This window comes from Dolichospermum sp. UHCC 0259, from assembly GCF_009711935.1.
In the GTDB taxonomy this organism is placed as follows: Bacteria; Cyanobacteriota; Cyanobacteriia; order Cyanobacteriales; family Nostocaceae; genus Dolichospermum.
Genome location: NZ_VIKX01000328.1, coordinates 19,038 through 39,021, shown reverse-complemented (window position 1 = coordinate 39,021; position 19,984 = coordinate 19,038). Strand labels below are relative to the sequence as shown.

23 protein-coding genes are annotated in these 19,984 nt (G+C 37.8%); 12 read left to right on the top strand and 11 right to left on the bottom strand.

Annotated elements, in window-relative coordinates:
* Positions 1–117: 117 nt before the first annotated feature.
* The gene (locus tag FJR05_RS26375) at positions 118–909 is read right to left on the bottom strand and encodes a CsgG/HfaB family protein (protein ID WP_168646848.1); all 792 of its coding nucleotides are present in this window, start codon (positions 907–909) and stop codon (positions 118–120) included.
* Positions 910–2,044: 1,135 nt separating this feature from the next.
* On the opposite strand from FJR05_RS26375, the gene cysE reads away from it, so the two are divergent.
* The 8 genes from cysE (at position 2,045) to FJR05_RS26335 (ending at position 7,100) form a co-directional block, all read left to right on the top strand.
* Positions 2,045–2,782, top strand: coding sequence for a serine O-acetyltransferase (gene cysE / locus FJR05_RS26370; RefSeq protein ID WP_168646847.1), 738 nt, complete (start codon positions 2,045–2,047; stop codon positions 2,780–2,782).
* Between the two features lie 22 nt (positions 2,783–2,804).
* Positions 2,805–3,059 (top strand): Asr1405/Asl0597 family protein, encoded by a 255-nt coding sequence (locus FJR05_RS26365; protein WP_168646846.1) that lies wholly within the window; start codon positions 2,805–2,807, stop codon positions 3,057–3,059.
* 269 nt (positions 3,060–3,328) lie between these two features.
* Positions 3,329–3,535 (top strand): DUF2949 domain-containing protein, encoded by a 207-nt coding sequence (locus FJR05_RS26360; RefSeq protein ID WP_039201679.1) that lies wholly within the window; start codon positions 3,329–3,331, stop codon positions 3,533–3,535.
* Between the two features lie 339 nt (positions 3,536–3,874).
* Complete coding sequence (gene nifV, locus FJR05_RS26355; protein WP_168646845.1) at positions 3,875–5,005, top strand: homocitrate synthase; 1,131 nt, start codon at positions 3,875–3,877, stop codon at positions 5,003–5,005.
* Positions 4,995–5,282, top strand: a complete 288-nt coding sequence (locus FJR05_RS26350; protein WP_168646844.1) for a nitrogen fixation protein NifZ — start codon at positions 4,995–4,997, stop codon at positions 5,280–5,282. The genes nifV and FJR05_RS26350 overlap by 11 nt, the downstream gene beginning before the upstream one ends.
* A complete protein-coding gene (nifT, locus tag FJR05_RS26345; protein ID WP_168646843.1) occupies positions 5,257–5,460 on the top strand; it encodes a putative nitrogen fixation protein NifT in 204 nt (67 codons plus the stop codon). The genes FJR05_RS26350 and nifT overlap by 26 nt, the downstream gene beginning before the upstream one ends.
* 235 nt (positions 5,461–5,695) lie before the next feature.
* Positions 5,696–6,235 carry a (2Fe-2S) ferredoxin domain-containing protein gene (locus tag FJR05_RS26340; protein ID WP_168646842.1) on the top strand — a complete coding sequence of 180 codons (540 nt, stop codon included), beginning with the start codon at positions 5,696–5,698 and terminating at the stop codon, positions 6,233–6,235.
* A 493-nt stretch (positions 6,236–6,728) separates the two neighbouring features.
* The gene (locus FJR05_RS26335) at positions 6,729–7,100 is read left to right on the top strand and encodes a hypothetical protein (protein ID WP_168646841.1); all 372 of its coding nucleotides are present in this window, start codon (positions 6,729–6,731) and stop codon (positions 7,098–7,100) included.
* A gap of 422 nt (positions 7,101–7,522) precedes the next feature.
* On the opposite strand, the gene FJR05_RS26330 is transcribed toward FJR05_RS26335, so the two are convergent.
* The 6 genes from FJR05_RS26330 to FJR05_RS26310 all read right to left on the bottom strand — a co-directional run bounded on the left by FJR05_RS26330 (position 7,523) and on the right by FJR05_RS26310 (position 10,719).
* On the bottom strand, positions 7,523–7,978 hold the full coding sequence (locus FJR05_RS26330) for a type II toxin-antitoxin system VapC family toxin (protein ID WP_168646840.1): 456 nt from the start codon (positions 7,976–7,978) through the stop codon (positions 7,523–7,525).
* Positions 7,975–8,217, bottom strand: coding sequence for a hypothetical protein (locus FJR05_RS26325; protein WP_168646839.1), 243 nt, complete (start codon positions 8,215–8,217; stop codon positions 7,975–7,977). Before FJR05_RS26325 ends, FJR05_RS26330 begins: the two co-directional genes overlap by 4 nt.
* 136 nt (positions 8,218–8,353) lie before the next feature.
* The gene (locus FJR05_RS26320) at positions 8,354–8,746 is read right to left on the bottom strand and encodes a type II toxin-antitoxin system VapC family toxin (RefSeq protein WP_168646838.1); all 393 of its coding nucleotides are present in this window, start codon (positions 8,744–8,746) and stop codon (positions 8,354–8,356) included.
* Positions 8,746–9,006, bottom strand: coding sequence for a hypothetical protein (locus tag FJR05_RS26315; RefSeq protein WP_168646837.1), 261 nt, complete (start codon positions 9,004–9,006; stop codon positions 8,746–8,748). Before FJR05_RS26315 ends, FJR05_RS26320 begins: the two co-directional genes overlap by 1 nt.
* A 44-nt stretch (positions 9,007–9,050) precedes the next feature.
* On the bottom strand, positions 9,051–9,182 hold the full coding sequence (locus tag FJR05_RS27750) for a hypothetical protein (RefSeq protein WP_256376217.1): 132 nt from the start codon (positions 9,180–9,182) through the stop codon (positions 9,051–9,053).
* Positions 9,183–9,336: 154 nt separating this feature from the next.
* Positions 9,337–10,719 carry a 1-acyl-sn-glycerol-3-phosphate acyltransferase gene (locus tag FJR05_RS26310; protein ID WP_174783868.1) on the bottom strand — a complete coding sequence of 461 codons (1,383 nt, stop codon included), beginning with the start codon at positions 10,717–10,719 and terminating at the stop codon, positions 9,337–9,339.
* Between the two features lie 227 nt (positions 10,720–10,946).
* Between FJR05_RS26310 and FJR05_RS26305 the strand changes: the two genes are divergently transcribed.
* Positions 10,947–12,755: a proline--tRNA ligase gene (locus FJR05_RS26305; RefSeq protein ID WP_168646835.1), complete on the top strand. Its 1,809-nt coding sequence runs from the start codon at positions 10,947–10,949 to the stop codon at positions 12,753–12,755.
* A 196-nt stretch (positions 12,756–12,951) separates the two neighbouring features.
* Positions 12,952–14,622 carry a bifunctional serine/threonine-protein kinase/formylglycine-generating enzyme family protein gene (locus FJR05_RS26300; protein ID WP_168646834.1) on the top strand — a complete coding sequence of 557 codons (1,671 nt, stop codon included), beginning with the start codon at positions 12,952–12,954 and terminating at the stop codon, positions 14,620–14,622.
* A 3-nt stretch (positions 14,623–14,625) separates the two neighbouring features.
* Here FJR05_RS26300 and FJR05_RS26295 read toward each other — a convergent pair whose 3' ends face one another.
* The gene (locus FJR05_RS26295) at positions 14,626–15,390 is read right to left on the bottom strand and encodes a Uma2 family endonuclease (protein WP_168646874.1); all 765 of its coding nucleotides are present in this window, start codon (positions 15,388–15,390) and stop codon (positions 14,626–14,628) included.
* A 419-nt stretch (positions 15,391–15,809) separates the two neighbouring features.
* On the opposite strand from FJR05_RS26295, the gene FJR05_RS26290 reads away from it, so the two are divergent.
* Complete coding sequence (locus FJR05_RS26290; RefSeq protein ID WP_168646833.1) at positions 15,810–16,421, top strand: GerMN domain-containing protein; 612 nt, start codon at positions 15,810–15,812, stop codon at positions 16,419–16,421.
* Positions 16,422–16,542: 121 nt separating this feature from the next.
* Here the strand turns inward: FJR05_RS26290 and accB are convergent, their stop codons facing one another.
* The gene (accB, locus tag FJR05_RS26285; protein ID WP_168646832.1) at positions 16,543–17,064 is read right to left on the bottom strand and encodes an acetyl-CoA carboxylase biotin carboxyl carrier protein; all 522 of its coding nucleotides are present in this window, start codon (positions 17,062–17,064) and stop codon (positions 16,543–16,545) included.
* Between the two features lie 312 nt (positions 17,065–17,376).
* A complete protein-coding gene (gene efp / locus FJR05_RS26280; RefSeq protein WP_168646831.1) occupies positions 17,377–17,934 on the bottom strand; it encodes an elongation factor P in 558 nt (185 codons plus the stop codon).
* Positions 17,935–18,181: 247 nt separating this feature from the next.
* On the opposite strand from efp, the gene FJR05_RS26275 reads away from it, so the two are divergent.
* Entirely contained in the window at positions 18,182–19,288 is a 1,107-nt protein-coding gene (locus tag FJR05_RS26275) for a peptidylprolyl isomerase (protein ID WP_168646830.1), read from the top strand.
* 80 nt (positions 19,289–19,368) lie between these two features.
* Here the strand turns inward: FJR05_RS26275 and FJR05_RS26270 are convergent, their stop codons facing one another.
* Complete coding sequence (locus FJR05_RS26270) at positions 19,369–19,974, bottom strand: hypothetical protein (protein ID WP_168646829.1); 606 nt, start codon at positions 19,972–19,974, stop codon at positions 19,369–19,371.
* Positions 19,975–19,984: the final 10 nt, after the last annotated feature.

Below are 19,984 nucleotides of genomic sequence, written 5' to 3'. Positions count from 1 at the left end.
TCACCCTCTTAGAGACAGCGTAACCTACAATCAGTAATTAACAGTGGGTTACGCTGCATCAAATTTCTGTTCTTTTTACATCTCGTTCTCGGAGGAAAAAATGAACAGTTCCGCTATTTATTCCAATTCTAAAACTTTTTGAGTATTATCCCGACGACGCTGTTCTTTTTTTTCAAACTCAGCTATACAGCTACCTTTATCAACCATCACACAGCTTAGATAATTGGTGATTTCAACTAACCCGGCGCGGAGTGCTTTACCGACAGGAGCTTTGGTTGTCTTCTCATTGTTACCACCAACATTAATACCAGAAAAACTGATACCAGCAGAACTGCCCTTAGATTCACTAGTAGCCAGTCCTTCAACTGTGCGGGAATAAACTACTTCTCCATTACTGGAATCCACAACACGCAGATCAATAGCAACATAAGCTTTTTCCTTTTCTTTTCTGTTGCTACCACCTAGACTAAAACCACCTATATTAATCCCGCTTACCCCTAGTCCACCGGATTCCTTATTCACTCCTTCTTCGTAAGCAGTGACTTTGCCCAGAATAATATATTTTGCACCGGTTAGTTCTCCTTTTTTTGCACCTGTCTCTTTGCGAACTAATCCAGCTTCAGCAAGTTCTTGTTCGGAAAGGACTGCTCCTAGCTTTTGTCGCTCAACAACGGTGAATTTGCCTGTTGATGTTAATTCATTACTCAAAGCATCTGCTAACTGTTGAGATGTGTTGCTGTTCCACCACCACCAGTTGGAACTGGTTTCATTCTTGAAGTCTGGTACGGAAATTCTAGGTTTTTCTTGAGCAAAGGCATTAAGGCTACCGATAGACAGACTTAAGGTGACGGTCGCTAGAGCGAGTACGGTGTTGCGACTTAATCGCTGAGGAAGGGAAAATGTTTTCATAATTATAGTGTTGTGATAATTAAACTAGAATTGTCATAAGAATACCCAGTAAGTGGGAAATTCAGCGGCTTTAGCCCTGAGAGGGAAACGGCACAGAGCGGTTTTAACCGCTTTGAACATTTTTTCATTACCGCCTTGGAGTTGGGAAATTCGGGGTACTCTTGTAATGTACTTTCAACGGGACAATTACCGATTCAAATTTTCCAACTCTGTACGCATAATGTTTTGCTCCAAAGAGCCTCCCATTTCTGGGGTAATGTTAGCTTAGACCAGTTATAAAAGCTTTTTAGACTTGCAACACTGTTTCAGTGACCTTAAAACTGTTTAATTGCAAATGACAGAGCAGGGAACTAGCTTCGCATTCCGGGGTGTCGTGACTCAAATAACGGCTACCATGAGGGTAAACTCAGGGTGGTCTGGTCAGCACGGCTTGCTTGATTACTCTTGCAAGCCCAGTCCCTTTAGGGCTGGGTTACTGACAACAATGATTAACACAGAGGGAATGTATCATAATCTCAAGTAAATAACAATCCTTTTATTTTTTTTGATAAATACACCTAAAATCTAATACAGACAGCAAATACTCATAAATGTTGGGTTTCCTTAAGTCAACCCAAGCTACGCAAAGTGTGCGGGGAAAACCATAAATATGTTTCCTATATTTAAAAGTTATTGTTTTTTCATTTTGTATCCCCACATACAGAAAACAAATCCTAAAACAAAATAAAGAAATCCACTTTTTCACTACCAAAATAATAAAATAATAATAGTAGTAGGTAATACATAAAATCTATATTTACTGTCATCAAGACAACGTTTATTAGGAAATGAGTACAACTAAATATATGGAAAAATATCTTGCCTAAATAGCTGTAAAGCCCTACAGGTTAAGAGATTTGTTGTGAGTACAAAAAAGCTGTATCCCTGATCTAAAAATACCAGTACCCCTGTAATCAAAAGCTAGTACCCCTACCCCAAGAGAAAATGTAAAGTTCTGTGAAATAGGGAGTTAAACATATTGAGTACAAGCTTAATAAATTTAATAAATCTAATCTACATTGCTAATTTCTGCTGCTGGGGAGTTATCTGATATAAGCATGAAAACACTACAGGATTTTTTCACCTAACAATACCAATGCACCAGTCATTAAACAGGATCAGTAAGACTGAGACTGTAAATACAAAGCTCCGCAAAAATGAAGGTTCTAGATTTTTTTTAGAACCATTAATCAGTGATTTTCGGATTATTTTTGAGCGTGATCCAGCGGCACGTAATTGGTTAGAGGTTATATTTTGTTACCCTGGATTTCATGCTCTTTGTTTACATCGTTTGGCACATTGGTTACATATCCACAAAGTAAGTTTTATTCCCCGGTTTATTTCCCATTTAGGACGGTTTTTCACAGGTATTGAAATTCACCCAGGAGCAAAAATTGGCAAGGGTGTATTTATTGATCATGGCATGGGTGTTGTAATTGGTGAAACTGCTATTGTGGGAGACTATACACTTATTTATCAGGGTGTAACCTTGGGAGGAACTGGGAAAGAAAGTGGTAAACGTCATCCAACATTGGGTAGTAATGTTGTTGTCGGTGCGGGTGCGAAAGTATTAGGAAATATTGAAATTAGCGATCGCGTCCGTATCGGTGCAGGGTCAATTGTCTTGCGTGATGTGCCTCCAGATGCCACTGTGGTGGGCATTCCTGGACGGATTATTACTCCCAAGTCTCATAACCGCATTTCTCCCTTAGAACATGGCAAATTACCCGATATAGAAGCAGGTATGATTCGTTCTTTACTCTCGCGGATTGAGCAGTTAGAACAACAAGTCCAAACTCTCACGAATCATCACCAAGATGATCAAGAAAGTTAATTCCATAAATTTTGAATTACTGATGTCACCAAATTGTAACTTTTTAACTGTAGGTGAACAAATTTTGCAAGTTCCTTTAGGTGATAGATGGTGTATTTATCATCGGTTGCAAGAGTTGATGATTTCCTGTTCCTGTCCCCCGGATGGGTCTTTACGTGTGCAAGTTAATAACCTAGAAGAAGCGATTCTTGTGCGGAGTACATTGATGCAATTTTTTGCTTCCCGTCATCAATTGGTAACATGGTTAGAAAATTGTTTGTGTAATGCTATGGAGTAAAGATTACTGATAACAATTATGTTTGTTTGATTGGTATTACTAATTACCATTAATGATTTTGAGAATGTCTAATCAACAGCATATCAAAGATTAATTCTAGATGCAAGTCAGATTCATCTCAAGTCATTATTCACTCACAAACTATCTTGCATATTCAAGATAATTCACATAAGCTAAGGTTCACCCAGTTTGCTAAAACTAAAAAAATTAGTAATTGCTGATGGGAATAACTTGTACCTTATGTTGATTTCAATTGTCAATGTCCAATTATGGTGATTAATAGTATTGATAGGAAGTTACTGCAATTTCTCCAAAAAGAACTGGCACTTTCCCAGGCTGATATTGCTGTAGCAACGCGACATCCTGAGTTCAATCATGGACCATTACCGATGCTGCTTTGGCAATATGGTTTAGTGGATTTACAACAACTAGACAGAATTTTTGATTGGCTTGCAGAACATCCTGAATTGAGGTAGATGAAAAATTACCAGTAAACAGAAGAGGTAAGAATTATGATTATTAGTTTGATTGCTGGCATGAGTATGTTATTTTTTACAGGATTTACTAATATTTGTATGGGTTATTGGCTATTAACAAAATCCACAAATAATACCACAAAAAATATTGGATAAATTATACTTATTTTTTGTTTCTTGTCATACAGATGCCACAGAAATATTTGATTAATAATTAAGGATCGTAAATCATGATTCATGATTTATTCGCTCAATTCAGAATTTATTGTCCATCTACCACCATGAAGAATTGTAGCGAACAAAGATATTACAAAAAACTCCGCTAGAGGGATGTTGAAAATGTATCAAATCATGATTAATGATACGACATTACGTGATGGGGAACAGGCAGCAGGTGTTGCTTTTAACTTAGAAGAAAAAGTAGCGATCGCTCAATTCCTAGATGCCATTGGTGTTCATGAATTAGAAGTAGGTATTCCGGCAATGGGAGAAGAAGAAATTCGTTCTATTGTTGCCATTCGTAACTTAGATTTAAGCGCTAAATTATTAGGTTGGAATCGCGCTGTATTATCAGATATTAAAGCTTCTATAGCCTGTGGACTAGAACGAGTACATATTGCTATTCCTGTGTCTGGAGTGCAAATTGCCGCTAAATTTCATGGACAATGGCGAGTTAGTTTACAAAGACTAAAAGACTGTATTAGTTTCGCTTTAGATCAAGGTCTTTGGGTATCAGTTGGTGGCGAAGATTCTTCTAGAGCCGACGAAAATTTTCTCCAAGATGTTGCCATGTTATCGCAAGAATGGGGGGCATCTCGGTTTCGGTTTTGTGATACAGTTGGGGTACTTGATCCCTTCCGAACTCACCTTAAAGTTAAGCATTTAGTATCAACTCTATCAATTCCTATTGAGATTCACACTCATAATGATTTTGGACTAGCAACTGCTAACGCCTTAGCCGGAATCAAAGCTGGTGCTGTATCTGTAAATACTACCGTTAATGGACTAGGAGAAAGAGCCGGAAATGCAGCTTTAGAAGAAGTAATCATGGCTCTAAAATGTATTTACGGTGTTGATTTAGGAATCCAAACTCAACACTTGTTAAAACTATCTCAACTAGTCGCTAAAGCTTCCGGTGCTAATGTTCAACCTTGGAAAGCAATTGTGGGTGAAAATACCTTTGCTCATGAGTCTGGTATTCATGCTCATGGTGTTCTGCAAAACCCCGTTACTTATGAACCTTATGCTCCTGAAGATGTGGGTTGGGAACGGCGTTTAGTCATAGGTAAACATTCTGGTCGGCATTCTTTATCTAATCTATTAGAACAGCATGGAATCTTTCTCGATTCTCAAGAAACCCAAGCTATTTTAGATGTAGTCCGTCAGCAATCAATCCTCAAAAAACGCAGTCTCACTACAGAAGAATTATTAAATTTAGTCAGCGAAAAAAGGTATTCCCATGCAACGTGATGAAATAGAACTGGACTCGCAACCCATTTTTGAAATTGGTCAAAAAGTTCGAGTTAAGAAACTAATCAAAAACGATGGAACTTTTCCAGGTAGAGAGATTGGGGAAGTTTTAGCAAACATTGGTGATGTTGGTTATGTCTCCAGCATTGGCACATTTTTGCAAGCTTATTATATCTATGCTGTCCATTTTTTGGAAACAGGGTACATCATCGGTTGTCGAAAAAGAGAACTAGAATCTGCTGAGGAAAAACATGAAAGTAATGCTCCGAATGAATGATGCTGGTACTTTGGTTGTCTATGTCGCTAAAAAAGACTTAGAAGAAGAAGTAGTTAAAGAAACAGATAGTGCAGCAGGTAAAGTTCTCACTTTAACTAATGGTTGGGAATTAGAATTTAGTGAATTTCCCGATAAAAGTCGTTTACCAGTAACAGTGGAAGCTAAACGCCTTTCTTAACATTTCTATCCATATCAAGAAGGGAAAAGGTAAAAATCTCTTTTTCCTCTTCTCTCTTGATGGGAATCATCAACATAACTCCAGATAATACCGTTTCACTTTAATAATGAGACAAATACGTGGGTAGGGGTTTAGCATTGCTAAACCCCTACAAAAAATCTATATGTATCAAAATTTTCGTGAAATAGTATAAGTGGGGTTTATTATTTTCTATTTGAAACATAGAGTTATCGGCATGGGTGAAAAATATTTGACTTTATCGGAATTGAATATTGAAGGACAGTTTTTAGGGTTTGTGGGTAAAGATGCTGGGAAATGTAAACATTTACAGTTAGCAGTTCCTGGGGGAAATATCAAACTAAAAATCCCTAAAAATTTACGTTGTTCGCTAGGTTTATCCTTAGTTCCTGGTGAACAAATTCGCATAGATGCTATTAGTAAATTAAATCTCCGTAACAATAAACTCAAACTGCAACTTTATCAAATTCAAGCCATTGGTTTTTGTGTGCTGGAAAATTTCCTTCCGCAACCCAAAGCCAAAATTATGGTATGTCAAAAATCTGGTTGTCTGAAACGGGGTGGAAAAGGGTTATTGTCAGACTTAGAAAAAACTTTAGGCGATCGCGGTTTATCTGATAAAGTAACTATCGAACACACTGATTGTCAAAAACGCTGTAGCAGCGCTCCTAATTGTGTTTTGATGTTAGGTAAAAAACAATACAAGAAAGTTCAGCCAGAGACTATAGCTTCTTTGCTAGAGAATCATTTGAGTTAACATAATACAATACCCCGGCGATCATAAATCGCGTCTACACAATCAAAGTCCACCTGCGTGGACTGAAAAAAAGTATTTTAACCCGCAAAGGCGGGTTTTGTCTGTGTAGCTGCGAATTCCATTCGCCAAGCTTCCTTTAAGGGTTTCCAAGTCATTTTAAGTCTTGTAAGTCATAAACTTTATACAGCAAGGGGTTGAGTCTACAAGGAAAGATTTAGTCTAAAATCCAATAAATTATTATGTTGACAAATAATTTTTTAGATGGTACACTAGCATAGTGTGACGATGGAAAATACTGTCAATTTGATATTGACACATACCAAATCTTGCCCTATACTGAGGTTGTGGGTCTATAAAAATCTTACTAAAACCCATAAATTAAAAGTCAGCCTAGCCCGTTATAGCCATGCTGACATTTGTTTGAAATCAAACTGTTCCTGATTTGCGAGATCAGGGACTCCTACTCATTGACAAAAAAGGAATCGTCTTCATTATGGCACAAAAGGCCGATCTTCAACCACTTCATGTTGAAATTAGCAATTCTGAAGTTTCAGCAAATCTAGAAGTCTCTGTCACTCTAGACTTGAGGCTCATTAATCCAGCATCTTCTAGACAATATCTCACTGTGACAGACATAAGTAAAATACTCTATAAAGAGACTGGAGAAAAATGGAAATATCAGCGTGTCATTGAGACGCTGGCAAAGATGGAATATATCACCAAACTTAAGGATAACTGGCAATGGCAACCAACTGAAAAAGCAAAGCAGTTTGCAGACTTTACCAATGGAGTTCTCAAATGGAGTCCAGAGGTAATTAACTTAATTTTACAGCAAACACCTCAACAATTGAGATTAGCTGTTTAAAGCATACATTTAAGGTTTGATTTTTCTTGAGTTCGTAGGGTGGGTTATGGGTTAGGTGCATTTCTAGAAAATTATTATTGATAATCGAGGAAGCACCGTAACTCACCATTAAGAAACTTTTCATAAAATATCTTTACACTGTTGCATGATTGACGATAAATAATATGACATCCTGAAAATCCTTAAATCCTATAAATTCTAATTTAGACAAAAAGAAACAATCTAAAAATACCCCACGTCAATAATGATTGATCATCCTTGTATTCTGACAAAGGAAATCATGAAAAATCTCTTTATCTCGTTCCTAGTCTCTGACTGGGAATGCTATCACAGAGGCTCTGCCTCTGCTATTATTATTGAAGGCACAGAATCAGGATACCCAGGATTAAAGGATTTACAGGATAATTTTATTCACAATATTCTTAGCTATTCATACTTTGAGGATGAATAATCGTAATTTCTGGAACAGCTATAAAATCTTTGGGGTTTAAAGTTAAAATATGGCTGATATTATGAGCAAGCATCACTGCTAATATATGTATATCGTGAGTGCGTTTACCAGAAATATTATATGTTGTCACTAAGTTTAACCAAATAGAAAATACATCAGGTGTTTCTTCTAGTAAATCAAATTGATTTATTAGCATTTGTACCGCTTGAGTTGTTTGTTCTACAGTCCATCCTAATCCATTAACATTAACAGGACGAGTAGCAACGACCCAAAATTCAATAATTACTTGAGAGGTAATAAAACATTGACTACCTTGTAATAAAATTTCAGAAATAGTATTCTGTATAAGGTTATATTCCAGAGATTGAGAATTTGCAGAATTTGCAAATCTAAGAATAATATTGGTATCAAGTAAATAGCTTTTCATATTCCTCTATCATCATAAATATTTTCTCGACGCAGTGATTCATCTGATAGGGTAATACTACTTTGAGGAAATTGAGATAACCATTCCTGAAATTGTGCTACTTTTTCTGCTGATGTTAAATTTTGCTGTTCTGACGGAATTATATTGATATGAGAAAGTTTAGATAAGAAAAGTTTCTGATCTTCGGGAGTTAATTTGGAAACAATTTCTACAAGAGAATCAACAAGTTGTACATTCATAATTATCTATGTCATTTACTAGGTTATAGGCAATATCACACTCTATGTCAATTATAAACTCTCAACTGTCAGAATCAGGATATCCAGGATTAAAGGATCTACACGATTTTATTATCTAAATCAAATATAGCATCCATTAATAATTCACTTTATCAATATCGGTGTAAATAAAGTCATTACCTTTGAATAATAAAGGTTGATTTGTAGATTTTGTTAAAGCATAAGAAAAGCAATCTCCCATATTCAGTTTTGCTGGATGACGGCCTTTACCAAATTTCAAAAATGCTGCACTTGCTAATTGTGCTTGTTCTAAAGTAAAAGGTACAATAGTGATAGATAATGCTGCAATTAATAAATTTAAATTTTCTACACCTTGCTGATCATGTTTAGTACCTAAAACAATGGATGCTTCTACATAACCTGGAGAAGAAAGTAAACAATCTGGACTTTCGTTAATAAGTTCAATAAATATCAATTCTTCAGGTTCAGCATAAATAATTGCCATAATGGCAGAAGTATCAATAACCATTATTCTGGAATTCCAAACTCATTATAACCAATAATTTCATCAGGAGTTCTGCTGTCAAGAACTGGTAAGTTTCTAATTTGATGACAAATATTACGAACAAGATTAATATCAATTTTGTCTTCTTTTCGACTCGGTAAGGAAATAGAATGAGCTTGATATAAAAGTTTTCCTGTTATTTCCATCCCGGCAAAATTTGGGGGCATTTTCAGATATAAAAAACCATTTTCATCTACACGAGCATCAAAATTAATTTGTTGCATTGTCTTTTTTTCTCAATTTAATTACGGAATTTTTTATTTTACCTCTATTCATATTGTAACATATCTTTTGATAAAATGGAGGTAGAACCTCTAGGATTACATTCCCAGCCTAGAGACTGGGAATGAGATAAAAGATTAACAGGATTGTTATTTGATGGTTGATAGATGAGACTCATATATTTATTCTTATATTATATCTCATAAATATTTGCTTCTCTCCATACTAATAATCAAACAATCACATCCTGAAAATCCTCAAATCTTGGACATCCTGATATGGCTACGCCACGCTTCGCTATCAGACAAAAATTATCTAAATTACCAAAAACATTATCCCTTATCAACCAAACCCTCCAAAACCTGTTGTAAATCAGTCGTCAACTCAGCCACAGATTGTCTAGCAGCAACTCGACTACTTTTATAAACCGCATAACGTCCAGAAACAGAAATTGGTTCACCCACAGTTATTCTCACCTGCTGCTTACCCAATTGTGGACGATTTAAAGGAATATTTCCCCTGATTTTATTAATCATATCCCATAAAAGTAAAGTCATTTCAGCAAATCTTTCCACCGTTGGTTTTTCGCGGATATACATCCCAGAAACAGCCACAAAACTCTCAACCAACCTCATGTGCCACATCCGAAAATATGCTTCTTCAGCAACTCTATCTCCCAAACTTTTCTCAATGAGTGATAATGATTTAATATCCTTAAAATCTTCCCTAAATATATAATTCCAACCTGCTTGTTCCACCCGTCTACATCTATCATTCCAATTCCCCCTAGATGGCAAATCAAAATATTGTTCAGCAATAAATAAAGCAATATTCATCACAGATTGTAACCGATAAGCTAACGCTTCATTTCTATCTGTAATTTCTCCATTTGTAATCTTTTCATCTGGTAATGTTTGATGATAAAATTTACTATAAAATTGCTCCATCACCGATAATAAATGTTCAGCTAAACCCAACAATCGGGGATAAAGCGCAGTAAAATTAGCCTCAGTTTGATCCTGATTCACAGACAAACCACTAGCTGCTTCTAATTCAGTTAACAAATTTGCTATATTATCCCAAGGCTGATTAACATAACTATATTTAATGCCAATTGGTAAAATTAAAACTTCCTCATCTCTTCCCGCTTTTTGCAAATCTTCCGCACACCAAAAACCCATCTGTGCGATACCCGGTTCTAAAGGACTAATAATCTCCGATAAACCATTTGTACCACCTTCCGGCGCAGCAGCCATCGGAAACTGACCATTAACATACAAATCACGCACCGAACGCAACCCAGTCCAATCAGCTTTACCGCGTTGAATCGGAGTTCCCCCCAAATGGGAAATTACCCAACCAACTTGAGAACCAGCCCAGAGAGGAATGCCCCGATCATAGATAAAATGAGCATGAAGCGGATATTGTAGCTGTGTACCCCCAACTTGTGCTACTTTAGGCAAGATTTGGGACAGTAAATAGGTTAAACAAAGAGGGTCTGCTGTTTGAGGATGACGAAACGCCAACATAAACCGGATTTTACCATCCTGAAACCGCCGATAACAATCCGCCAAAACTTCAACATTTTCTGCTTCAATGTTGCTAATAGGTGTTTTCCAGCGAATCCAGTTAGGTAGCACAAAATGTACCAACTTTAACAACAAAGGGTTAAAAGCTGGCGGAATAAATTCTAAAGGTGGTTGTGCTTGATACATTGCTTCAGACACAGTAATTATCTCCTCAAGTTATAACAAGTGACAGGTGATACCAATTTTATGTGAGGCTGCACAGAATAACAATCATTCATATTTATCTGCGTTTATCTGCGTTCATCTGCGGTTAATTATTCTGGAAATCTTATTCTATGCAGCTTCATTTTAATTTGGTATGACATAGGTTAATCTTCAATAATTGACAAAATTAGCAAGTAAAGGTAAAAACAATGCGATTATCACAAATGTTATTTGTTACACTGCGGGATGATCCGGCTGATGCGGAAATCCCTAGTCATAAATTATTACTCCGCGCTGGTTATATCCGTCGCATTGGTGGTGGGATTTATGCTTATCTTCCCCTAATGTGGCGGGTTTTGCAAAAGGTTTCCCAAATTGTGCGGGAAGAAATGAACGCTACCGGCGCACAAGAATGTTTATTACCACAGTTACAACCTGCGGAATTATGGCAAGAATCGGGACGCTGGGATACATATACTAAGGCTGAGGGAATTATGTTTTCTCTTGTGGATAGAAGAGAACAACAATTAGGACTAGGACCAACTCACGAAGAAGTAATTACAACTGTTGCTCGTGATATGATTCGTTCCTATCGGCAATTACCTGTACATTTATATCAAATTCAAACTAAATTTCGTGATGAAATTCGTCCCCGGTTTGGTTTAATGCGCGGACGAGAATTTATTATGAAAGATGGTTATTCTTTCCATGCTGATGAAGAAAGTTTGAAAAAAACTTACCAGGAAATGTACACTGCTTACAGTAATATGTTGCGGCGTTCTGGTTTGGCTTTTCGGGCTGTGGAAGCTGATTCTGGGGCGATTGGTGGTTCGGGTTCGACAGAATTTATGGTCTTAGCAGAAGCAGGAGAAGATGAAGTTCTCTACACTGAAGATGGTAAATATGCCGCAAACGTAGAAAAGGCAGTTTCTTTACCAGCAGATGCGGAAACTTCACCTTTTACAAGTTACGAAAAATGGGAAACTCCGGGAACAGAAACTATAGACAAAGTTTGTAATTTATTGAAATGTTCTCCTACCCAAATTGTCAAAAATGTTTTATATCAAACTGTTTATGATAACGGTTTAACGGTTTTGGTATTGATAAATATTCGCGGAGATCAGGAAATTAATGAAGTTAAATTACAAAATGAATTAACTAAGTTAGCTCCTCAATTTGGTGCTAAAACTATCCTGACTTTAACTGTACCAAATGCCGAAGCCCAAGAAGCATGGCAAGCAAAATCTTTACCTTTGGGTTACATAGCGCCTGATCTTAGTGATGATTATATTGCGGAAAGTAAACAGGTAAATTCTCAGTTTGTGCGGTTGGTGGATAAAACCGCTGTGGAGTTGAAGAATTTTGTTACTGGTGCAAATGAAGCTAGTTTTCATGTCGTTGGCGCAAATTGGGGTGAGCAATTTAAATTACCTGCACTAACCGTAGATATTCGTAAAGCTAAATTAGGCGATCGCTCCCTGCACGACCCAACCCAAACCCTACAAACAGCTAGAGGCATCGAAGCCGGTCATATCTTCCAACTCGGTACAAAATACTCCGAAGCGATGGGTGCAACTTATACCAACGAACAAGGGGAAGAAAAGCCTTTAGTTATGGGTTGTTATGGTGTTGGCGTGTCACGTTTAGCACAATCAGCCGTAGAACAATCCTATGATAAAGATGGCATAATTTGGCCAATAGCGATCGCACCATATCACGCCATCATCACCATTCCTAACATCAAAGATGCAGGGCAAATCGCCGTTGCCGAAAAACTTTACACAGAACTCAACCAAGCAGGAATAGAAACCCTATTAGATGACAGAGACGAACGAGCCGGTGTTAAATTCAAAGATGCTGATTTAATCGGTATCCCCTTCAGAATCGTCACAGGTAGAGCTATTACAAATGGTAAAGTCGAAGTAGTCAAACGCGCAAATCGTGAATCTCAAGAAATTGCCATTGACGAAGTTATCAATACATTGCAACAATGGATTAAAAACGCAATAGAAAGTTAACATTCAAATATTGTAAAGTGGGTATTCTTAGACTAAACCTGTCTACGTCTTACCCACCATAACCATAAGTAGTTAGTTATTTTATGAAATAACCAAAAAATTAAGTATTACAGAGAAAAAATTTAATCAATTAAAATAATTTTTACCTAAACTCATCCTACAATTATACCGAGATAATTAACTGCAAGCTGGATTTATGAGTCAGTGCCTTAACCCCGCGTGTCTACATCGAAACCCACCAGAAACTATCCTTTGTCAATCCTGTGGCAGTCAAATAGTGCTGAAAGAACGGTATCGTGCCGTCCGCATTCTTGGTGAAGGTGGTTTCGGAAGGACATTTTTAGCAGTAGACGAACAAAGATTAGATACCCCCTGCGTCATTAAGCAATTTTTACCCCAACAATCAGGAAGTGCTGCGCTAAAAAAAGCCACAGATTTATTTGAACAAGAAGCATTCAGACTCAACGATTTAGGGAAACATCCGCATATTCCAGATTTACTCGCATTCTTTCCCCAAGAAGGCAGACTTTATCTAATTCAAGAATTTATCGAAGGTCAAAATTTATTAACCGAACTCCGACAAAAGGGAAAAATTAGCGAATCTGAAGTTAAAAAAATATTGATTGAATTATTACATATTTTAAAATTTGTTCATAACAATAAAGTAATTCATAGAGATATTAAACCAGAAAATATTATTAAACATTCGCAAACAGGCACTTTATACCTAATTGATTTTGGAGTTTCCAAAGACGTAGGTAACAACATTCTCACTAAACTGGGAACAGTTACAGGTACACCTGGTTATGCACCACCAGAACAATTTCGCGGCATAGTTTATCCCAACAGCGACCTTTATAGTTTAGCTGTAACTTGTATTCGATTATTAACAGGATATTTCCAAAAACCCGATGGTACTGATCCACTATTTGACTTAACAATCATGCAATGGGTATGGAAAAAATATATATTTGTTAATCAGGACTTAGAAATAATATTAGATAAAATGCTGCAAGACTTACCCTCAAATCGCTTTCAGTCAGCAACAGAAATTTTATCAGTATTGCAACCTCAACAACTTTCACAAATAACCAGTTCTCCTAGTCAGTTCCGGCAAGTTAGTACAAAAATTGTTTCCCCAAAACAACCCATAGTTTTTAGAGACAATTTAGGAAATAATTTATTTTTAGAAATGGTAGGTATTCCTGGTGGAACATTCCCTATGGGTTCACCAGACGGAGAGGGATATAAAAATGAAAAACCTCAACATAACGTGACAATTTCACCTTTCTACATAGGAAAATACCCAATTACCCAAGCACAATGGCAAAAAATCGCCAGTTTACCGAAAATCAACAGAGATTTAAACCCCAAACCCTCATACTTTCAAGGTGAAAATCTGCCAGTGGAAAAAATATCATGGTTAGATGCCCAGGAATTTTGTGCTAGATTGGGGGAACATACAGGTAAAATGTATCGCTTACCCAGTGAATCTGAATGGGAATATGCCTGTAGAGCCAAAACCATAACTCCATTTTACTTCGGTGAAACCATTACTACAGATGTAGTTAATCATAATAACAAATACAAACAAACCACAGATGTAGGCGGATTTCCCCCTAACAACTTTGGTTTATATAATATGCACGGCAATGTATGGGAATGGTGCGAAGATGCTTGGCATAAAGACTATACAAATGCACCTAATGATGGTAGTGTTTGGACTGGACACGACAATAAACGCATATTACGCGGCGGTTCTTGGCTTCAAGATCCTGAAAATTGCCGTAGTGCCTATCGTAATTACATAGCTGCTGGTGGCAGTAACTACGGTAGTGGTTTTCGAGTCGCGTGTTCTTCTGGGTAATTCCTAATCCCCAATTCCCGCATCTCGTAATCGTTTCTCCAACTCCGCTAACCGTTGTAAAGCCATCTCCTTCTCTCGTCTTTCTTGTTCCTTTTCTCGTCTTTCTTGTTCCTTTTCTCCTCGTTCTTTCTCAACCGACTCAAACCCCCACAATAACAAATTACCCTCCTTATCCCACCAGCGCAACCAATAACCATCACGGTTTTCGCGCTTTCCTTGCCATACACCAATAAATAAATCCATTTCCCCTAACCAATAACGGTTATTTTCATCAGGGGAACGTAATTGATATTTTCCTGAACTTTGTAAATGATGAAATTCCAAAACACCCGTATCAGGTGCAAAAATTAGATAATTTACAACTTCTAACACCTCTTCATAAAAAAACCATTTACCAGGGGGAAAAGTCCTTTTACTGGAATATTCACTCCCATTTGTATCAGAAAGAAATTCCATCACCACAACCGGTATTTCACCCTGTTTGTGAGGAGTGTAACTACGTTGTATTTCCTCTCTAGACACGGTAATTTTGGGTATGTAAGCCCAATCAGGTGCTTTGATGACAATTTTGCCATTCACTGCGGTACAAATGCCGTAATTGGTCGTAGCCAGGGCTGTTTCTGGGAGTTTCCCTGCCAGTTGCAGGCTTTCCGTCAGTGCAGCGGCTAAAGAAGGTTGATTAACATTATCCACTGGTTCATCTTCTAAAACAAAATCTTCAGGCAAGAGTTCCCAGGTAATCTTGTGGGTCGAAGCAGTAACAACCATAACAACCACAAATAAGGGATTGATTATTAATTATAGTATTTATCAATTCATTTTTCGGGAAATTGCCCTTGAAAATTTGATTATATCAAGAGGTAGGGGCGCAGGGCCTGCGCCCTTTGTCAGGAGTCAGGAGTGAAACTGAAAATTCAATCCGTTTATTTACTGCTATTTGATTTGCTTACCATATTTTACTCAAGTCTAATTTAAAAGTTTTTTCAAGAAACCATAGGATTTAGATAAAGGGAAAGGTAACGGACTTGCAAAGATCACTCTACAATTGGAGTGGCAAGAGGCAAAACTAGCAATAACAGTTCATGTCCAAATCAAAAGCCAAGATTTACACCGGGGAAGAACGTTTATAAACAGGCTACTTATCTTACAAATACTATTTCCATCGTCAATCCAGTAGGTTTTATATTATGAATAACCAACAAAGAACTAACGGTATTTCTTCCGGTGTGGTAGCAGCTATTTCCGCAGCAGTGGTCGTGGTCAGCGGTGGTGTGGCTTGGTTTTCTGCCCAGACTCCCAATAATTCTACACCTGATAACTCTTCACAAATCATTAAACAGCCCATCAAGCAATCAACAACTCAGCAAGGTAATGAACAGACTGCTAGTATATATTGGCTCAGATCCAAGGAAAATCGCCTGGATTTAGTTCCCCAACCCTTTAAAGTTGCTGCTACCCAACCCAATCAGGTTTTAGAAGCAGCATTTAAAACTTTATTAGCGGGACCAAGTGAAGGCACAGACTCTACTACTATTCCCCAAGGCACTCAACTATTGGGACTCAAAACAGAAAATAATGATGTTCATGTAAATTTGTCTGAAAACTTTACCACTGGTGGAGGTAGCACTTCCATGATGGGGCGTGTGGGACAAGTTGTATATACTGCTACCAGTTTAAATCCTCAAGCTCAAGTATATATCGAAGTCAATGGCAAGCTTTTAGAGGTTTTAGGGGGTGAAGGTGTGGAATTACAACAACCTCTCACCCGCGCAAGTTTTCAGAAAAATTATCCGCTTTAGTCATTGGTCATTGGTCATTGGTCATTGGTCATTGGGAAATATATTGTATTCCCCCTGTCCCCTATTCCCTATTCCCTATTCCCTATTGCCTGTTCCCTGTCACCTGTCACCTATTCCCTATTTAATCAGGGTTAATTCTCATTAAAGGCTGACCATATTCTACGGGTTCACCATTTTGAACTAAAATTTCCATCACCTGTCCTGAGACTTCGGCTTCAATTTCGTTCATTAGTTTCATAGCTTCAATGATACAGACACTTTGACCAGCTTTGACGCGATCGCCTACTTCCACAAACGCCGCTTCTCCTGGGGCTGGGGAACGGTAAAATGTCCCTACCATTGGTGATGGTACTTCAACTAATTTTTGATTAATTGGTGAAGCAGAATGAGGCGGTTGGGCGACTGAATTATCAACAACTTTATTGGTTACAGCCCCCTCAGTGGAACTTGGTAAGGCTGTAGATACCAACTGGGTTACACCAGCATTCACCACACCACTAACCGTTCCTGGAGCATTATTGCTAAAACTGACAGCTTTGCGGACTGTTAGCTCAAATTCATTATTTTTGAGGGTAACTTCCGCAATATCTGTTTGGGCAATAGTTACTAATAGCTGACGGATTTCATTAAAGTCTAATGTCACAATTATTTTACCTCGACCTAACTGTTAAATTAAAATTCTAAGTAAGGCAGGGATTTAATCCCTCTATAAAAAAGGGATTGAAATCATTAGCACCAATTTTAGATTTTGGACTTCGACTTCGCTCAGTCGACTTCGCTCAGTCGAACGATTTTAGATTTTGGATTTTATGGCAACTTTCCAGGTGATTAGGAACTCAATTGGCATGAATTAAACTTATGCCACAACAGGGTTTGACTCCTGATGTTTGACTCCTAACTCCTGACTCCTGCTGTATTCCTCACTATTCCAAATTGGTATCAAAAAATAGGAAAATTATTCCCTGCCTAAATACTTGTCTTCTCTGGTATCAATCTTGATTCGTTCCCCTTGGGCAATAAACAAAGGAACCATGATAGTTGCACCAGTTTCTAATTTTGCTGGTTTAGTACCACCGGTTGCAGTATCACCCTTAACACCAGGATCTGTTTCCACAATTTCCAAAACTACAGAGTTAGGTAGTTCTACTTCTAGAACCTGTTCACCCCAGCGAATCACGTTCACTTCCATACCATCTTTAAGGTACTTGACGCGATCGCCAATTTGCGCTGAAGTTAATCTACCTTCTTCATAAGTTTCCATATCCATAAAGATAAACTCATCGCCTTCTTTATAGGTATGTTGCATCGTCACCTTTTCCAAAGTTGCCTGGGGAACGCTTTCTCCAGCCCGAAAAGTTTTTTCTAACTGTTTCCCACTTTGGACATTTTTCAGTGTTGTCCGCACGAAGGCAGAACCCTTGCCTGGCTTAACGTGAAGGAAATCTACCACGCGCCAAACCGAACCATCTAATACAATTGAAACACCAGGTCGAAAGTCGTTACTAGAGATCATGAAACTTTCAAATTTTGCAAGACAATCGGCATTTATTGTAACCTTCCAGGGTCATAAGTTGTTAATTGTTAATTGTCAGTGGTCAGTTGTCAGGAAAAAGGTAATAGGCAATAAATATAAATATTCTTCCCAGTCCCCAGTCCCCAATCCCCAGTCCCCAGTCCCCAATCCCCAGTCCCCCAATGTGGGAAGATAATCAATGAGTTACTTCCAGTCAACACTTTGATGCTGAAGAAAGGGAAATTTCATGTTGAACTTATTTAAGTCCTGGGTGAAGAACAGCCTAAAGGTAATATTGCTATTAACAATATTTTTAGGCACAAGTACGGCTGGGTGGACTCCCGCTAGTAACGCCGGCTTACCAGCAGGAAACGCAATTACCGACGGTAAGGCTTTGTTGCGCTATGCACTGCCAATAGATAATCAACCTGTACGTAAACTGCAAAACCGTTTAGAAGACATTTCTAACCAACTGCGGGCAAATAAACGATGGGGTGCAGTTAATAATGACCTCAAACAGGCATTGCGGATACTCGATAAACCTTCCCAAATATTAGCAAGCGTTCCGGAAGAACGCCAACCTCAAGCCCAAGCTTGGATGACTGAATTGAAATCTGGCATTACAGCACTGCAAGAAGTAGTTAAAACTAAACAAAAAGAACCCATTCTTGACGGAAGAGCTAAATTACTCAATCTTGTCAGCTTGTTAGAAGAATCAATGGTGAAGGAATTCCCCTTTGAAGTCCCGGCTGAGTATAGTAATTTACCCCAACTCAAAGGACGCGCTACGATTGCTTTCAAAACTAATAAAGGTGATTTGACTGTAGTTGTAGATGGCTATAGCGCCCCTGTGACTGCTGGTAATTTTGTGGATTTGGTACAAAGAGGTTTTTATAACGGTTTAGAATTTACCCGTTCGGAAGAATCTTATTTTCTCCAAACCGGAGATCCTGTAGGTAAAGAAGTCGGCTTTATTGACCCTCAAACTGGCAAATATCGGGCTGTTCCTTTAGAAATTTTAGTCCAAGGCGAAAAAGAACCAACTTATGGCATTACTCTCGAAGAAGCTGGGCGTTATTTAGATATGCCGGTTTTACCATTTTCATCTTTTGGTGCGTTAGTTATGGCACGTCCAGAAAGTGAAGCAAATGGTGGTTCTTCTCAAGTTTTCTTTTTCCTTTTTGAACCAGAACTTACTCCCGCAGGACGTAATCTTTTAGATGGTCGTTATGCTGTGTTTGGTTATTTGACTGAAGGTAGAGAGGTTTTAGATAAGCTCAAAGCTGGTGACAAAATTGAATCAGCAACTGTTGTTCAAGGTGGAGAAAATTTAGTTGAACCTCAAGCAGCTTAATTAATTATTGAAGAACAAGATCCCCGACTTCTTAAAGAAATCGGGGATCTAACTCTCGCAGTGTTCACAACTTTTTCTAATTAACTCTTGAGTGTATCCATTATTTTCCTTAATTTAGCTAGAACGTTTTTTTCTAAACCTGTAGACCAACGATATTTATAACTTTCATGCTTGTATATACTAACCTTTTCCTTGAGGTTTTCTATATGTTCGATCAGTTCTGCCAAATCTTTTTGAGTTTTAACACCCCTAACAATACCAGCAGTTTTTAGGTAATAACTCCCTATTACATCTGCTTCTTCTTCTGAAGCATTATGATCTTTACGGTAGTGGCGGATTTTACCATTCATTTCTTCAAAATAAGAGGCTAGACTTCTTACAAGTGCAAAATCTAGTTCATCTAGTTTTTTAGGTTCATAATTAATTTTTTCTTGAACTGATTTAGGAGGAGTGTCTGGTTCAGAAATAAAAGCAGAGGTTTGGATTGGATCTGAATTTTGAGATTCAGCATTACTGAAGATATACTCTAAAGTTTTTACACAATCCAGGAAAGATGATATATTGCGGGCAATTACCTGTTTCGTCTGAGTATTGATGATCGCATATCCAGAACCTTCATTAACTACAGCATATTGCCCTTGTACTGTCACATAGGCGTTTGTGTCTATTCTTTTGATGTCACTCATTTGGTAAAGT

Coding starts and splice junctions, on each gene's coding strand:
- FJR05_RS26290 (WP_168646833.1), top strand. CDS start 15,810: ATGAATAACCAACAAAGAACTAACGGTATTTCTTCCGGTGTGGTAGCA.
- FJR05_RS26295 (WP_168646874.1), bottom strand. CDS start 15,390: ATGGTTGTTACTGCTTCGACCCACAAGATTACCTGGGAACTCTTGCCT.
- FJR05_RS26365 (WP_168646846.1), top strand. CDS start 2,805: ATGTCACCAAATTGTAACTTTTTAACTGTAGGTGAACAAATTTTGCAA.
- FJR05_RS26340 (WP_168646842.1), top strand. CDS start 5,696: ATGGGTGAAAAATATTTGACTTTATCGGAATTGAATATTGAAGGACAG.
- nifT (WP_168646843.1), top strand. CDS start 5,257: ATGAAAGTAATGCTCCGAATGAATGATGCTGGTACTTTGGTTGTCTAT.
- FJR05_RS26320 (WP_168646838.1), bottom strand. CDS start 8,746: ATGGTTATTGATACTTCTGCCATTATGGCAATTATTTATGCTGAACCT.
- FJR05_RS27750 (WP_256376217.1), bottom strand. CDS start 9,182: ATGAGTCTCATCTATCAACCATCAAATAACAATCCTGTTAATCTTTTA.
- FJR05_RS26325 (WP_168646839.1), bottom strand. CDS start 8,217: ATGAATGTACAACTTGTTGATTCTCTTGTAGAAATTGTTTCCAAATTA.
- FJR05_RS26315 (WP_168646837.1), bottom strand. CDS start 9,006: ATGCAACAAATTAATTTTGATGCTCGTGTAGATGAAAATGGTTTTTTA.
- FJR05_RS26305 (WP_168646835.1), top strand. CDS start 10,947: ATGCGATTATCACAAATGTTATTTGTTACACTGCGGGATGATCCGGCT.
- FJR05_RS26310 (WP_174783868.1), bottom strand. CDS start 10,719: ATGTATCAAGCACAACCACCTTTAGAATTTATTCCGCCAGCTTTTAAC.
- nifV (WP_168646845.1), top strand. CDS start 3,875: ATGTATCAAATCATGATTAATGATACGACATTACGTGATGGGGAACAG.
- FJR05_RS26270 (WP_168646829.1), bottom strand. CDS start 19,974: ATGAGTGACATCAAAAGAATAGACACAAACGCCTATGTGACAGTACAA.
- FJR05_RS26375 (WP_168646848.1), bottom strand. CDS start 909: ATGAAAACATTTTCCCTTCCTCAGCGATTAAGTCGCAACACCGTACTC.
- FJR05_RS26360 (WP_039201679.1), top strand. CDS start 3,329: ATGGTGATTAATAGTATTGATAGGAAGTTACTGCAATTTCTCCAAAAA.
- efp (WP_168646831.1), bottom strand. CDS start 17,934: ATGATCTCTAGTAACGACTTTCGACCTGGTGTTTCAATTGTATTAGAT.
- FJR05_RS26330 (WP_168646840.1), bottom strand. CDS start 7,978: ATGAAAAGCTATTTACTTGATACCAATATTATTCTTAGATTTGCAAAT.
- cysE (WP_168646847.1), top strand. CDS start 2,045: ATGCACCAGTCATTAAACAGGATCAGTAAGACTGAGACTGTAAATACA.
- FJR05_RS26350 (WP_168646844.1), top strand. CDS start 4,995: ATGCAACGTGATGAAATAGAACTGGACTCGCAACCCATTTTTGAAATT.
- FJR05_RS26300 (WP_168646834.1), top strand. CDS start 12,952: ATGAGTCAGTGCCTTAACCCCGCGTGTCTACATCGAAACCCACCAGAA.
- FJR05_RS26335 (WP_168646841.1), top strand. CDS start 6,729: ATGGCACAAAAGGCCGATCTTCAACCACTTCATGTTGAAATTAGCAAT.
- FJR05_RS26275 (WP_168646830.1), top strand. CDS start 18,182: ATGTTGAACTTATTTAAGTCCTGGGTGAAGAACAGCCTAAAGGTAATA.